The sequence below is a fragment of the Mucilaginibacter lappiensis genome (assembly GCF_900155965.1).
Classification (GTDB): domain Bacteria; phylum Bacteroidota; class Bacteroidia; order Sphingobacteriales; family Sphingobacteriaceae; genus Mucilaginibacter; species Mucilaginibacter lappiensis.
In genome coordinates, this window is sequence record NZ_FTMG01000016.1 from 48,889 (window position 1) to 65,443 (window position 16,555).

The 16,555-nt window shown below is 44.7% G+C and carries 9 protein-coding genes; 3 read left to right on the plus strand and 6 right to left on the minus strand.

Annotated elements, in window-relative coordinates; all coding sequences use genetic code 11:
* Nucleotides 1–39: 39 nt before the first annotated feature.
* Genes BW976_RS23400 through BW976_RS23410 form a run of 3 tightly spaced genes read left to right on the plus strand, consistent with a single transcriptional unit; the run spans nt 40 to nt 5,628 of the window.
* Entirely contained in the window at nt 40–1,317 is a 1,278-nt protein-coding gene (locus BW976_RS23400; RefSeq protein WP_076377096.1) for a TolC family protein, read from the plus strand.
* Nucleotides 1,318–1,338: 21 nt separating this feature from the next.
* Nucleotides 1,339–2,442, plus strand: a complete 1,104-nt coding sequence (locus tag BW976_RS23405; protein WP_076377098.1) for an efflux RND transporter periplasmic adaptor subunit — start codon at nt 1,339–1,341, stop codon at nt 2,440–2,442.
* A gap of 24 nt (nt 2,443–2,466) precedes the next feature.
* Nucleotides 2,467–5,628 (plus strand): efflux RND transporter permease subunit, encoded by a 3,162-nt coding sequence (locus BW976_RS23410; protein WP_076377100.1) that lies wholly within the window; start codon nt 2,467–2,469, stop codon nt 5,626–5,628.
* Nucleotides 5,629–6,093: 465 nt separating this feature from the next.
* Here BW976_RS23410 and BW976_RS23415 read toward each other — a convergent pair whose 3' ends face one another.
* From BW976_RS23415 to BW976_RS23440, 6 genes are all read right to left on the minus strand, one after another.
* A complete protein-coding gene (locus tag BW976_RS23415; RefSeq protein WP_076377102.1) occupies nt 6,094–8,142 on the minus strand; it encodes a CBM96 family carbohydrate-binding protein in 2,049 nt (682 codons plus the stop codon).
* 356 nt (nt 8,143–8,498) lie between these two features.
* A complete protein-coding gene (locus BW976_RS23420; protein ID WP_076377104.1) occupies nt 8,499–9,830 on the minus strand; it encodes a serine hydrolase domain-containing protein in 1,332 nt (443 codons plus the stop codon).
* Nucleotides 9,831–9,895: 65 nt separating this feature from the next.
* Nucleotides 9,896–10,588, minus strand: a complete 693-nt coding sequence (locus tag BW976_RS23425) for a DUF2461 domain-containing protein (protein WP_076377106.1) — start codon at nt 10,586–10,588, stop codon at nt 9,896–9,898.
* Between the two features lie 122 nt (nt 10,589–10,710).
* Nucleotides 10,711–11,655 (minus strand): DUF4397 domain-containing protein, encoded by a 945-nt coding sequence (locus tag BW976_RS23430; protein WP_076377108.1) that lies wholly within the window; start codon nt 11,653–11,655, stop codon nt 10,711–10,713.
* Nucleotides 11,656–11,676: 21 nt separating this feature from the next.
* Nucleotides 11,677–13,263 carry a SusD/RagB family nutrient-binding outer membrane lipoprotein gene (locus BW976_RS23435; protein ID WP_076377110.1) on the minus strand — a complete coding sequence of 529 codons (1,587 nt, stop codon included), beginning with the start codon at nt 13,261–13,263 and terminating at the stop codon, nt 11,677–11,679.
* 12 nt (nt 13,264–13,275) lie between these two features.
* Nucleotides 13,276–16,401, minus strand: a complete 3,126-nt coding sequence (locus tag BW976_RS23440) for a SusC/RagA family TonB-linked outer membrane protein (RefSeq protein WP_076377112.1) — start codon at nt 16,399–16,401, stop codon at nt 13,276–13,278.
* Nucleotides 16,402–16,555: the final 154 nt, after the last annotated feature.

Sequence of the window (16,555 nt, forward strand, 5' to 3'; positions counted from 1 at the left end):
CTAATTCGTGATGTGTAATTTTGCTAAAACAAATATACTATGCACCTCAAATTTGTTATCGTTCTTTTCTATTCAATTCAACTATGGTGTATGGTTACCGGGGCCAGTGCTTATGCACAAGGCCCTGGTAACGATACCCTGCGAATGAATGTAAAAGATGCCGAAAAAGAATTTTTAAACAAAAACCTCAACCTGCTGGCCCAACGCTATAATATAGATATAGCAAGCGCGCAGGTAATTACAGCAAGACTGTTCCCTAACCCCGATTTTAATTTCGCTAACGGTATCCATAACGATACGCATGATGCCTACCGTAATAAATCACTTGGGCTGTCGCAGTTATTTACTACAGCCGGTAAGCGAAACAAAAATATACAGCTGGCCAAAATTAGTGTAGACCAGGCCAGATACCAGTTTTTTGACCTGATCAGAACGTTAAGATTTACGCTCCGGAGCGATTTTTATACCATTTACTATCAGCAGCAATCGGCCAAAGTTTATAACGAAGAGATAAGTTCGCTGGCCCGAATACTGGTGGTATTTAAAGAGCAATATGCCAAAGGTAACATCGCCCAGAAAGAAGTACTGCGTATACAATCGCAGCTGTACGCTTTACAAACGGAGTATAATAACCTCATTGTTGGTATAGATACTACAGAAAGTGAGTTAAAGATGCTCATCAAAGCATCGCCCAATAGTTACGTTATGCCAATAGCCGACCATGACGATGTTCAGGAATCTGTTACCACAAAACCTTACAAGCAACTGCTTGATTCGGCCTATGCCAACCGTTACGACTTAAAAAACGCAAAATCTATTGTTAATTATAATACGGTTAATCTGGCGCTTCAAAAAGCCACCGCCATACCCGATGTATCCCTTTCATTAAGCTATGATAAGTTTGGCGCTTTCAATAATAATTACATTGCCGGTGGCATCGAATTTAATCTGCCATTTTTTAACCGTAACCAAGGGGGGATTAAACAAGCCCGCCTAGCTATCGACCAAAGTAAGGTTCAGCTGCAAAGTCAGCAGGATCAGCTCGAAATGGATCTGGCAACAACCTATAAAGGGGCTCTCAGATTAGAGAATCTGTACAACGGATTTGATCCGCAGTTTAAGCATGACTTTACACATTTGATACAGGAAGTGTTTAAAAACTATCAGAAAAGAAATATCGGCTTACTGGAATTTCTTGACTTTTATGATTCTTACAAGAACAACCTGCTACAGCTTAATGCCCTGCAGTTAAGTAAGGTTACTTCGCTTGAGCAGCTGAATTTTATAACCGGCACCCCTTTTTTTAATCAACAATAAAATACTCTAACAGGATAATTCATGAAAAGATCAACCCCTATAAATACATTGATTTTTGTTGCAGCGGTGCTGTTGCTGCTTAATCTTTTTGCCTGTAACTCCGATGAAAACAAAGAGGCTGCGAGGGTGCCTTATACCGTTCCGGATTCCTTGATGAAAACACTGGTTATTGATACGGTAAAAGTAACCAACATTACCTACGCTATTAAGTTTAACGGCGCGGTTGATTTTAACACCGATAAGGTTATTAATATATTCCCGCTGATAAGCGGAACTCTGCAGGATATCAACGTGATGCAGGGCGACCAGGTAAAAGCCGGTCAGGTTTTAGGCGTTATTAAAAGTGCCGAGGTAGCCAACTATAACGTGGCCCTCATCAACGCCGAAACCAATGTACGTTTAACCGCCAAACAACTCGATCAGCAAAAGGATCTGTTTAAAAGTGGCCTGGCCTCAAAGGTTGATATTACCAGCGCAGAGGTTAATTATGAGCAGGCCATAGCGGCCCGCACGGCGGCACAACGTATCCTGCGTATCAATGGCAATAACCCTAATGGCGAATACGTCATTAAGTCGCCGATCGACGGTTTTGTAGTTCAGAAAAATGTAACCAATAGCATATCTATCCGCACGGATAACAGCGCCCCCATGTTTACCATATCCAACCTTAAAAAAATATGGGTTGAGGCCAATGTGTATGAAGAAAATATAGGTAAAGTGCATGAGGGTGATGAGGCTGAAGTGAGCACGATATCATACCCTGATAAAGTTTTTAAAGGGAAAGTAGATAAGCTGATGAACGTACTTGATCCCAACAGCAAGGTAATGAAGATGAAGGTGGTCCTGGACAATCCTAACTTTATGCTGAAGCCGCAGATGTTTGCCACGGTTACGGTAAATAATACCGAGAACGAACAGGCGATAGCCGTTTCCAGCAGCGACCTCATTTTTGACCATAGCCAGTATTATGTTATTATTCTGAAAGGTCCCAAAGATGTACAGATCAGATCGGTAGAGGTATCCAGCATTAACGGGAAACTGGCTTATATCAAAAGCGGGGTATCTAAAGGCGACAGGCTGATAGGCTCGCAGGCGGTATTGATCTATGGGTCATTAAACAACTAATTATTTATCCTTAACTAAAAGCAGATGAATAAACTACTTAAGGGAATAATTGGATTCTCGTTAAAAAATAAGTACCTGATACTTTCTCTTGCCGGCTTATTGGTTGTTAGCGGGATAATCACCTTTATCCAGATGCCTATTGAGGCATTTCCGGATGTTACCAATACCGAAATAGATATTATTACCCAGTGGCCGGGCAGAAGCGCCGAAGAGGTGGAAAAGCTGGTCACCATCCCTATTGAAATAGCCCTGAACCCGGTACAGAAAAAGGTAAGTCTGCGCTCGAGCACCATATTTGGGTTGAGCTATGTGAAAGTGATATTTGACGATGATGTGAAAGACCCCGAGGCTCGGCAGCAGGTCATGAACCTGTTAAATAATGCCACATTACCTCCTGGTCTTAATCCGTCGGTGCAGCCGCCTGTTGCACCCACCGGCGAAATTTTTAGGTATACGCTTAAAAGTTCGGTACGTGATGTAAGAGAACTGAAAACCATACAGGACTGGGTGATTGACAGGCGTTTGCGGGCCATACCCGGTATTGGCGACATTAACAGTTTCGGCGGTAAAACCAAAACCTATGAAATAACAGTTAATCCCGAAAAGCTGGCTACCTTAAACATTACCCCGCTTGATGTATTTACCGCCGTTCAGAAAACCAATATCAACGTTGGCGGCGATATGATCATCCAAAATAACCAGGCTTTTGCCGTACGCGGTATAGGTTTGTTGAACGATATCCATGAGATCAGGAACATTGTGATCAGCAACAATAACGGGGTGCCCGTGCTGGTTAAAGATGTGGCGAATGTAGAGATCTCCAACCTGCCCCGCCTGGGTTGGGTTGGCCGGAGTGATGCTCTGATAGATAAACAAGGCCGAAGAACCGTGGTAGACGATACCGACGCGGTTGAGGCTATTATTGTAATGCGTAAAGGCGAAAACCCTACCGAGGTGGTAACCGCCTTGAAAAAAGAGGTAGATAAGCTAAACAATGATGTGCTGCCTGCTGATACCAAAATTATCCCCTACTACGATCGTACCAACCTCATAGATTATGCTACACATACCGTATTGCATAACCTTATTGAAGGTATTATCCTGGTAACGCTGCTGGTATCGCTGTTTATGTTCAATTGGCGTACTACGCTTATTGTTTCTATTATCATTCCGCTTGCTTTATTGTTTGCTTTTATTTGTTTGCACCTCATGGGCATGTCGGCCAACCTGCTTTCGTTGGGCGCTGTCGACTTTGGGATCATCATAGATGGTGCGGTGGTAATGGTGGAAGGGATGTTTGTATTTCTTGACCATAAGGCGGTCATGTTAGGTATGGACCGCTTTAACAAGATCGCCAAAATGGGGATGATAAAAAATAACGGCGCCGTTTTGGGCAAGGCTATTTTCTTTGCTAAGCTCATTATCATCACCGGTTTGCTGCCCATTTTTGCCTTTCAAAAGGTAGAGGGTAAACTGTTTTCGCCATTGGCTTATACGCTGGGTTTCGCGCTTATCGGAGCTTTGATTACCACACTGACGCTGGTACCTGTACTCATTAAGTTATTGCTTAGCAAAAATGTTCACGAAAAGCACAATCCTTTTGTGCATCACCTTACTGCCTTTATGCTTAATGGCTTTACGCGATCATTTAAGCGGAAAGAAGTAGTGGTAACCGTGTCACTGATAGCAATGGCTGTGGGTTTGTTCTCCTTTAAATTTTTGGGGAGCGAGTTTTTGCCCGAGTTGGATGAGGGCGCCATATGGCTAAGGGTGCAATTGCCTTATAGTGTATCGCTTGATCAGTCGGTAGAAACCTCCAAACAGGTGCGAGCCATACTGATGACCTTTCCGCAGGTTAAATACGCCGTATCGCAAACTGGCAGACCGGATAATGGTACAGACGTAGCCGGCTTTTACAATAATGAGTTTGACGTATTGATGTATCCTGAAGAGGATTGGAAACCGAAGATATCCAAGGAAGAACTTATTAGCCAGATGAATGTGAAGCTGGCCAAACTCCCGGGTGTCGATCTTAACTTTTCGCAGCCTATCAGTGATAACGTGGAGGAGGCTGTATCCGGAGTAAAAGGTTCCATTGTGGTTAAAGTTTACGGCGACTCGTTAAACTACATGGAATCAAAAGTAAACGATGTGTACCGGATATTGAAAGATGTAAAAGGTATCGAGGACTTGGGCGTACTGAAAAGTATTGGCTTGCCCGAGTTGGATATCCAGCTCGATCAGCAAAAAATGGCCCAGTATGGTGTGGCCACTGCCGATGCTAACTCTGTAATTTCCATGGCTATTGGCGGGCAGGCGGCATCAACCTTATATGAGGGCGTGCGTACCTTTGATATCCGGATCCGTTTCCCGGAAGCGTTCAGGAAAACCCCTGCCGATATTGGGAACTTGCTGATTCCCACCCAAAGCGGGGCCAAGGTTGCCATTAAGCAAATTGCCGATATTACTCAAAAAACTGGTCCCTGTTTAATTTTCAGAGACGAGAATGAGCGGTATGCTACACTCAAGTTTTCGGTACGCGGCCGGGATATGGGTAGCACCATTGCCGAGGCACAGGAAAAAGTAAATGCCAAAGTAAAACTAAAACGAGGCTACCACATGGCCTGGCAGGGCGACTTTGAAAATCAACAAAGGGCCCAGAAACGCCTGGCCGAAGTGGTACCCATTAGTTTAGCGCTTATCTTTTTACTGCTCTTTATCATGTTTGGTAATGTGAAAGATGCTACCCTGGTATTTTTAAATGTGCCTTTCGCCATTGTGGGCGGTATACTGGCCCTGCATATTACCGGCACCAACTTCAGTATATCTGCAGGTATAGGTTTTATAGCGTTGTTTGGTATCTGTATACAGGATGGCGTGTTGCTCATCACCATATTTAAACATAACCTGGAGGAGCTAAAAGGCGATAGCTTTACTTTATATGCCGCTATTAAGCTGGGTGTAAACTCCCGCATCAGGCCGGTAATGATGACCGCGCTGATGGCAGCCATCGGCTTGTTCCCTGCTGCTATTTCACACGGCATCGGGTCCGAAAGTTCCCGTCCGCTGGCCCGGGTGGTTATCGGGGGTATTTTGTGCGCCATGCTGTTTAGTCTTTGGGTGTTCCCGCTCATTTTTGGCTGGGCTTATCGCAAATCCGATCCGTCTTCAAAAAATGTCAGATAGAATTGAATAACATTAAAAGAAAATCCCCGAGGCGATTGCTCCGGGGATTTTCTTTTAATGCTCCCTTAATGTCCCCTCATAGTCTCTCGCAGATTTAAGTTAACCCACAAAATTGATCAACTTGAAATTTCAACGGGAGGCATCTACGGAGCCAAAGAACGTGCTTTTTTAGAGCTATAAACAGGTGGCCCCGCTGGGGCCGGCAATGCTTTATATTATAATCAGTATACCTGGAGTACCATTCGGCCTCAGAGAGGCCACCTGTTTATAGATAAAATCTAAAGAAATACCGGACTCCTGCGGAGTCTCCTGATCCTGAACTTACCTTCCGGGTACTCTTTAGTTCACATTTAGATTGTATGGGTTAACTTAAACTCGCAGAGGACCCTGAGGTATAAAGTTTGCCCAGCCTCGAGGTCTCCTGAAAGGGATCCTGGGAGGGCTAAATCGAGTCGATACCGCATGCTAATAAGTAACCGTTAATGTAGGCTGATTACTGGTTGCCTCCCGACTGTTCAAGGTGATATCGTTGGTTGAGCTATTGGCACCGTTGTTTTGCAACAGGAACGAGACGATATGATCTGATTTTGCCAGCTGCGTGTTAATCGCATTCTTAACATCCAGGGCATAGGTACCTACGCCGGTAACCACTATCTGCCCTACATAGGTCGTATCTGTTGGGGCATTATTCCAGTTTATAGATGTCTCTCCCCAGTTTTCGGTTTGGGTGGTATATACCGAAATGGTACGCGTAGGGGCCGTATTGACGCCGTTAACATATAAGCTAAGCGTAGCCACCTGCACACTTGTGGCCGGTACAGAACTGAAATCAAATTTTTCATACGCTTTCCTGGCGTAGCCTACAGCATCCGATTTAACTACGGTATAAGCTAAAGTACCGTAGTTAGTTGTGGCGTAACTTCCATCCCTTATGTACGAGTCGGCTGTTGCGTTTAATGTGCTTGTTGTTCCTGTGGAGATGTGCTGGTAAAAACCTATATCCGGTGCGCCGGCAGGTAAAGCGGTGCCATAAAAATCGATACCTCCATTGCCCGTCATAACCAAACCGGTATTCAAACAAGGCGATGTAGCTAAAAGGTTAAAGTTGGTGCTGGCCCCGGAAGTAGCATTTACAAATTGAGGATTGGCGTAAATGTTATTCGAAACCACGCCTGCTGGCCCGTTTGATGAGGTAATAGAGGATGGGTAAAAACAGTTGTTCTGAAAAGTAGCGGTCGAAGCCGTAATTGGCTGTGCCGAAAACTGAGTAACTGTTCCGCCAGCTACGATGTTATTGTTAAAGGTAGCGTTAAAAGCAAAGGGACTGCTGGTATTGGTATATTCAAAAAACAGGGGAATTGATCCGGTAAAAAAGAAGGTGTTGTTGTAGATTTTATTAGTGCTGTTGTTGGATGTGTAGTTGATCATTTTTGCACTTGTACCAGCAGGGTCTACATCGTTCACACTTAAATTATAGCGCACTATAATATTGGTGGCGCTGGGCATAAACAACATAAATCCACGTTTATTGTCATGACTGTAGTTATACTCAAAAATATCGCCGTTGGTGTTGATATCTGCGTCAAATGGTTGCCCGTCGATGTTACCGCCTACAATGCCGGATATTTCATTATGAGCGATAAGGGTTTGATAACTGTTATAAGTCCATGCCCCTGCGTAATTGGCCAGGTTGCTCATACACGTGTTACGAATGGTATTATTGATGATTTTTGAATTTCCGGTAACACCGTTTAATACAATACCATCGCCATAAACATTTTCAATTAAATTGCCGTCAAAAACCACGTTTGAAGCCTGGGTGCTGCTGGATGTGCGGATACCCTCTATCTGGCAATTAGCTACGTGACAATTTTGTACCAATACGTCATTGATCAGCCCGGTGAAAATAATGCCTCCCGTGCCCTTATTATAATTGGAGTTTCCGACCCCGGTTGAATTAACATCATGCACATAACAATTTTTCACATAGATGTGGCTGGCGGCGGCCGTACCTGAATTGTTAGCCTTAATTCCGGTAACCGCGTAATGCAGACCTGAGGTAATGGTATTGGTAATTTCGAGATTGTTGATCTCCCAGAACGATTGATTATTAAGCAGCAATGTAATTGATCCATTCACCAGGCCCCCGCCATTAATGATGGGCTTGTTACCTGTACCGTATAGATCAACTACGATAGGTGCATCGGATGTTCCCGAACCCAAAAACACAATGTTCCCGCTCCAGCTGCCTCCCGCTTTAAACAGGATCTGATCGCCGGGTAAAAAGGTTTGGGCATTTACCTTGCTGATGCTTTGCCATGCGGTGGCGGTGCTTTGCCCATCGTTACTGTCATTACCCGCGGGATCTACATAATAAGTTGTACCGGTTGAATGGGTGCCTTTTACCGGGGTTTTTGAAGCGCCTGTGTCGGTAGGTACCCGGTTAATGGATTTGTTGCAGGATGCAAATAGTGCCATTGCCAGTATAGGCAATAAGATGAATGCTTTTCTCATTTTGATGGTTTTGGTTAAATGATTGGTTGCGAACAGTGTGCCGCACTGGTCATACCAAAGCTCGAAACTTTGAGAAAAAACAAGGGGTAAAATCCTGAAGTAATAGGGGGAGTATTATAAAGGTCGGTAAATCCTCGTGGTTTATGAGTTTGGGGAGAAGATTAAAAAGAAATACCCAAAAGCTAAGGCTTCTCCGTAGGAGTAAAAGCTTTGTAGCAAACAATCATTAGGGATTTAGCATGCCGTAGGTATGCCACCTGGAAGTTTAGTGCCTGAGGTGCCGTTCTAATGTCGCCTTTTCTTCTACAAAACTTGAACCCCAACTGGTCTAACCCCGAACTTGTAATTTGATCCCATTAATCCGTTTTAGTAAATAGATAAGTAGCTCCTCCCTGGATTAAAGTGAAAGTTTTTTTAGCAGGCTCAAATTGCAAAGTAATGCCAGCAGCAGCAAAAGAAAATTTATTATCCCCTTGAGCTTCCAGCGGAAATGCCCGCTGCCCAGTAGCTTGTGCAAACAGTAGGGTGTTGTTTTTGGTGATATCAACCTTTAATGGCATTTGGGTACTGGTATACTTACCGACATATTTATCAAGATCGGTCATATTTAGTGTAATGGTTTTAAACTCAGGAATTGCAAACGGTCGGTTAAAATAAATACTTAATGCACCTATGACAACATTATTGGTTGAATACCTAACACCATTGGAAATATAGGCTATAGTCAACTTATCCTCTGGAAAATAAGTAAGCAAACTGGAAAATCCGTCGATGCCTCCGGAATGTCCAAAACCTTTTTTATCATAAAACGGAATCGTGAACATGGCCATACCGTAGTTGTCCTTCATCGTTTTCATCAGCTCTAAATTAGTCTGGCTAATGAGTTTGCCTGCAAAAAGCGCATTTATAAATTTAACCAGATCAGCGGGCGTAGAAACAATAGCACCAGCGCCGCCCGGAATACTCATATCTGTTTCGGGCATTTGCATCCATTGCCCTGCGTAATTGTAAGAGTATGCTTCGTCTTTGGCCGGGTTGGCCTTAGTGCCGTAATAAGTTTGTGTCAAGCCTATTTTCGAAGTAACGCGTTTTTTTAATTCTTCGGCATAGGTTTTACCAGTTAATTTTTCAATGATATATCCCAGCAGTACAAAGTTGGTATTGCTGTATTCGGCCTTCGTATCAGGTTCAAAATCGGATTTCTGTTTGGCAAAGATGGCGACCATTTCGGGTTCTGACTTAGGACTACCCATATAGGTTAGATAAAGCGAATCGCTCGTAAAGTTATGAAGCCCACTGTGGTGGCTGAGCATTTCTCTTATCGTGATCTTCCCGGCATTAGGGAGTTGTGGGAAATAAGTAGCCAAAGGCGTTTCAAAGGTAAGCTTGCCTTCATCGATCAGCTGAAAGATCATCGTTGCAGTAAACATCTTACTGATAGAGCCTATCCGATATTTTGTTTCAATGGTCGCTGGTGTTTTTTCACCTTTATTCACTTGACTATAACCGATGGCGTTTTGATAAACCAACACTCCGTTAGCAGCTATGGAGATACTGCCCATGTTCTGGTCTTTCGTGTTCAACGCGACAAAAAAGCTGTCCAATTTGGCTTTATTGAAAGTTTGTGCATGAGTGCAACTTTGTAAAATAAGGAACAGCAAGAAAAAGCAGGCTATTTTTTGAATCATTGCGTAAGTGTTTAGAAGATTAAAGATAGAATTTAATTGTATGATAAAGAGGATATCCGGTTGAATTATCCAATCTCCAATCCATTGATGTCGGTAGAAAGTACCTCGCTCATGTAATCCAGAAAGGGACGCATGGTTTTAAATGTGTTGTTTACCAGGTCCACAAAATGCGGGTCTAAAACCTCGGCATCTGTAAATCGCTTCATGAGCAGGAATTGTTTATAACGTAACAGATCAATAGCTTCATGATCGGCATCGAAACCTTTTGGGGTAGTTTTCAACTGCTCGCCCTTCAATGTTTCAAATGTCGAAATAAATGCAGGGGCATTTAATATAGCCCGAAGCGGGGCGGAATCAAAGGCAATATCTTCTCTGATCAGTTTCAGGTCCTGCGGATTTGGCCCAAAGAAGCCACCACCAACAAAGCTGTTGCCCGGTTCCATATGAAAATAATAGCCACCCCGGCGATATTTGGTAGCACGTTTAAAACTACCCGCCCAATGGATTTTATAAGGCGTTTTATCGGTCGAGAAACGAACGTCCTTATAGATACGGTAAAGGCTCTTTTTACCGGAAACCGTTTCTATCAAATCGTGAACATTCATTTGCTGCAATAGGGCCTCGGCAAAAATCTGTAGGTGGTGCTGCTCTTTTTCAAAGTCGGCTTTATGCAGGTTAAACCACTCCCGGTTGTTGTTCAATTTCAATGCGTTTAAAAAATCAAAGCTCGATTGCGGTATCTGCGGTAGTTGTTTCATAGGATATTACGGCGTCTGAAAATTAAGGAACCAGGTGCAAATATACCAGGGTTAAAAAAAGCCGTGTCAACCCAATAACAAAAAAGCCCCGAAATGTTCGGGGCCTTTTGATAAATGATAACCTATTTGGTAGTGAAATAACTGATGCCCGGCGGGTTATAATATATTTCGGGTAACAGGCTGTTCGGGTCCGATGGTTTGGTTGGCCTGGCCGTAGCTTTTAAGGTAATGCCGGTAGTGCCCACCACATAATCGGTATACAAACCGTTGGCCATAATGGTATAGTACCTGCCCGGTGCCATATTGATGGCTTTGGTAACAGCGCCCACTTTAGTACTTGTGCCCGCCAGGTACAGCTGGAAGGTGTATCCGGTAGTGCCTATAGTGTTAGCATCTATGGGTAAAAAATCGGTTAGTTTGCCTGCTGCAATGCTGGTAAAGGGTGTTAAGGTGGTAGCCGCAGGAGCGCCGGTGAGGGTATAAACACCTGTAACATCAAGCGGCGGACTGTTGGGTATAAAATTGCCAAACCGCACATAGATCTTGGTCATATCGGCTGTAGGGAATTTGTCCTCCACAAATATGGTGGCAGGTTTATCCGGGTAACCGATGGTAAACAGGGAATAAGTGCCCCTTTCAGCAAGCGATTGTGTTACGCTGGCAACAGTGGTGTTGGGTGCTGCGGTTTGAGCACTCACCAATGCCGGTACCGGGGTTGAAGTGGCGATTTTAATAGTTGCATTGCCGGTTGCTACCAACGCGTAATTAACCGAGGTGCCGCCCGGATAAAGACCGCCAAATTGCGTGGCCGTATTAAAAGCCGAAGGATAAGCGATACCTGTGATGACCGATGTGGGTTTTAAATTATCGGTTAGCCCCACATTTTGCTGCGGACTTATCTTTGTCCCGTTCACATATTCGTCAACAGCGGGCAGGCCGGGGATGGCTTGTGCATACCTGAGTTGCGCGCCCGTTGCCGGTTGGGATAACTGGGTGATGGTATTTTTTTTACAACCTGTGATCGTGATCAAAAACAGGCATGTAATGATATAAAAGTTCGTTTTCATAATGTCTCTTTTTTGAAATGATTAAGGTAAAATGAACCACGGTTTTTTGGTATGATAATCCGGATCAAGGGCGCCAAAGCTTTTGAGTGCCGGCACATTCCAGATATACTCGGAATTGTAGCGCGGCCTTACTACATAAACCTGTTTGCCACCGTTATCCGGGTAAAGTGTACCCGGTTTACTAAAGCCCTGGAAAATATTGGTATCGTAATTATAGCGGCGCTCATCGGCCCAGGCTTCCAGCGATCCCCATACAAACAGCGAGATGAATTTTTGCTGCATGATATCGGCGATGGTTAAGGTAGCGGCGCTTTGCTTAACGCATGGCCCGCTCATGTAAGCACTGATGGCTGCAGTAGATATAGCTTGTTTAGTGCCTGTAAGTGCTGTTGCCTGTGGTGGGTTACTAACAAAATCCAAACTGGCATTAACCCCATTGATGTAGGCAGCATAAGCACCAGCCTGGTCACCTTTTTTGTATAAAGCTTCGGCTTTGAAGAATTGTACTTCGCCATAGGTCATCAACACACCGCGTGAATTATCATTATAAATGTATCGCTGGGCGTAAGGTGCGGTAGTGGGATAAGTAGTTACACCGTTGCCAAACAAAAATGGTATAAGCGTATTGGCATCTGTTGCGTTAGGGTCGCCGTTGGTGCCTATAACACCGCGATATACTTTATCCTTGCTTTGTGATATCAATTGTTTAATACGCGGATCTAAAGTAGTGTCCTGTGTGGCAGAGCCTGTAAAAATACGGCCATCTAGCAGGCGTACTATAAAATCAGATTGCTTGTATGGACCGATATTTCCCCTTGATGGCCCCCAGAAATTGGAGTCGCCAGATTGTGAACCTTTACATTCCACACTGGCATTATCGGCATTACTTACAAACGAGCTGTCGGCATATTTCTTTACATTATCGGCATTGAAAGTAGCCTTATTACTTTGGTGCAGCGCGTTCTGGGCCAGTATGGCGTAAATAAATTTGATCCATTTACTGCGATCGCCGTAATACATATAATCACCTTTGGCCAGCGTAGGCGATACGATCAGGTTGTCGGTTTTAATGGCCAGGTTCATGTAATTTAGGGCCAGTTGGCAATCTTTCACCACTTCGGCGTAAACCACAGAACCATCATCATAATCAAAGGTCAGGCGTGTAGGGTCAAAGGCTTCTTTTACGATCATGTGATCGTACAGGTCGCCGCCGGTTTGCCATCCCCAGGCCCGCAATGCGTAACCCACGGCCACATAATCCCATTTCTTTTTGGGGATAGCATCCTGCCATAACAGGGTGATGTTTTGGCCCAGGCTAAAATAAACCGTGCGCCACATTTCGCCGTTCGAGTCAGAGGCCGGCGAATAACCTTCTTCGTCCCAGATATTGTTGGCCGTTGCCGATCCCCATACCTGGGCATACTGGCCTATATAACGGCTATCGTACCAAACACCACGTGCCATGCCTGCCTGTATAGGCGGTAATAGGGCCGATGCATCAGCCGTAACCGGGGCATTGGGGTTGGTATTTACATCAATATATTTTTTACAACTGCTTGCCGAAAACAGCACAAGCATTGTCAATATGGAATATTTAAAACTTTTCATGTTGTCTTCTTTTTATAACTTCACTCTTAAACCTAAAGAAATTACCCTCGGCGTAGGTACGGTACCATAATCAAAACCGGCAGCGCCTGTTCCTAAAGTGGAGGAGTTGGTGCCGTTTACGTCGGGATCTGCACCAGAATAATTGGTGATCATAAACACATCCGTAGCGGTTACAAACACGCTGGCCGATTTAAACACGTTTTGACGTTTTAATAACGATTGTGGTAATTTGTAGCTTAACGTAATATCCTTTAACCTTACCCAATTAATGTTGTGCTCAATAAAATCAGCATCAATGGCGTTGGCATAATAGTTATTCTGGGTGTTAGGAGTAACCTGGATGTTGTTGACTGTTGGATTAGCCGAGTTTTCGTTACCATCTTTTAAAACACCCGGCACAACAATAGGAGTCATGCGGTTGAGGGTACGAACGCTTAAGCCATAACGGGTCATGAAAAGCTCGTTGCCGTTAAATACATCCCCGCCTTTACGTATGTCGAACAGGAAGTTCAAGTCAAAATCTTTAAAGGTAAAATGATTACCCAGGCCGATGCTGAATTTGGGCTGCCTATCGCCGGCTACGCCAAAAGTAACGTTGCTGATAGGGATGCCGCTGGTTGGATCTATCAGTACCTTACCTGCATTGTTTCTGGCATAACCAAAAGCAGCTATATTGGTAGTGCTGCTGCCGGGGAAGATGCTTGAACGCACGTTGGAGTAGATCCAGGTATCGGAATTATAATACTCCGGCAAGCCGCCCAGGCTAACTACTTTGCCGCGGGCCGCGGTAAAGTTTAATAATACATCCCAGTTAAAGTCTTTGGATTTAACAGGCGCGCCGGTTAAGGATACCTCAAAACCATGGTTCTTCACCTCGCCGCCATTAATATACTCCAGTACATAACCCGATGCATAGCTGATGCGTGGATTAAAGATCTGGTTGGTTGCCTTTACCTGGTAATAGCTGATATCGGCACCTAAGCGACCATTGAAAAATTGAAATTCGGCACCCAGGTCAAGCTCTTTATCGCGCTCTGGCCGCAGGTTGGGGTTGTTGCCGGTAACATCATAAGCAAAGCCGCCGCCGGTGGTAGTTTGCTGTAACAGGGTCGATCGTATTTTGTAAGGAGCGGCAGGGTCTTTACCCACTTCGGCATAGGACGCCCTGATTTTACCGAATGATAATATAGGGCTATCCTTTAAGCCCGGCAGCTCGGTAAATATAAAACCGAGACCCACCGATGGATAAAAATAATGATCCTGTTGTGTGCCCGATAGTTTGGACGAATACTCTTCGCGCGCGGTAGCATTCAGTGTCAATATTTCTTTATACACTAAACCCAACCTGGCTATACCCGAGAGATAGCGCACTTTTTTCACATAGTCTGATGAACGCTGGGTGGTAGGTGTAGTATTGTTGATATTGTTAAAATCGGGCTGGATGAATTTTTCGCCATAATAACCGTTGATCTCATCCGAGTTGGAAATCGCTTCGGCGCCAACCGCCAGCGTGGTTTTAAAATCGCCAAACTGTTTTTTGCCGGTAGCGAAGAACGAACCGTTGATTTGCAGGTTGCCATCATTATAATTGTCAATAATACCACCGGTGGATATACCGCTGGTAGATGCGAAGCTGTTTAGCGGTGAATTTTGGTACGATGAGCTGTACTGGCTCACAAAGTTATTACCGGCCGTGGCGGCATAATCGATACCGGCCAGGGCCCGCAAATTAAGCCAGGATGCAGCATCAAATGACAGGTCGATATTGCCTATCATACGGTTGGTTTTATCGCGACTGATGTTGTTATGGGCATCCCAAAGCGGGTTGTCAAAGTCAATGAGGCCATCAGATACTACATTGCCGGCACTTGCCGGTAATACCAGTCTGCGGGTACCGTCAGGGTTCAGGTAATTACGCACGTCATCATTGGTGGGCCATGCCAGCGCATCGATATAAGTACCCGAGTTGCCTTTGTTCAGCTTGCGGTTATCAATATTAAAATAATTGAACGAGGCACTGCTGGTTAGTTTGGAGGAGATTTTTGACGTACCCGAAAAACGGAGGGAAATCTTATCATTATACGCTACCGGCAGTACACCTGTAGTGTTGCGGATAGAGGCCGAAAGCCGGTAAGTAGTGATCTCGTTACCACCCTCAAGCGCCAGGTTGTTAATAGTGGTATGGCCGGTTTGCATAATATCCTGCAGGTTATTGTAGGTTTTTGTACCCGGAGCATAGGCCGGTCCGAATAGCGTACGTACCGTACCGTTGGTGCTGCCGTTTTGACCTACGCCAAAAACGTCCTGAATTTTCGGAAAGCGATAAGCGGTAGCAAAGCCAAAGTCGTTATCATAAGTAACCGTACCGGGGCCTGCATGGCCTTTTCTAGTCGTGATCACGATGGCACCACCCGAGGCTGATGAACCATATACCGCCGCCGCATCCGCGCCTTTCAATACCGTAACCGATTCGATATCATCAGGGTTGATGTCCGCTATGCGATTGGTAAAATCCTCGCGGCGGTTATCACCGTTGGATGCCAGTGAGCTTTGGTCAACCGCGTCGTTACTTACCCGGATACCATCAATAACAAACAGGGGAGCGTTTGAACCACCAATGGAGTTTAAACCACGTAGTACAATAGATGACGATGCTCCCGGGTTTCCGCTGGTGCTGGTAACCGTAGCGCCGGCCACACGGCCCTGCAGGGCATTAATAAAATTTTCGCGCTGTGTTTGCTGAATGGCTTCACCCTTAACCGTTTGTACCGGTGAGGTAGAATAACGCTTGTCAGCCTTTACACCAAAGCCCACCGTAATAGGCACTTCCTTCAACATCGTAGCATCCGACTGCATCGCTATGTTCACTACAGTGGCCGTACCTGCCGTTCTTTCCTGGGCTTTCATACCTATAAAAGAATAGACGATGACCTGGCCGGGACTTGCGGCAATGGAATACGCTCCTTTTGAGTCGGACTGGGTACCGGTATTAGTCCCTTTAATTCTTACAGATACCCCGGGTAGTGGATTTCCATCATCGGCCGAGGTGATTTTTCCGGTAATGGTTTGTACTTGCGCCATAGTTTTTAGGGCACAACAACATAATACCAGGAAAAAAAAGAGTAAACTTTTTTTCATACTTAATTGGGTTAATTATATAGTGTTTGTTAGTTGCAAATTCCCGGGCGAAACCCGTTAAGATAATTTCCGCCGGTTACCAGGCGGTAAATCCTGCATAAAACCGCATAGTAATAAAGTCTGTGCTAAATATATGTATAATTTATTTTTAATT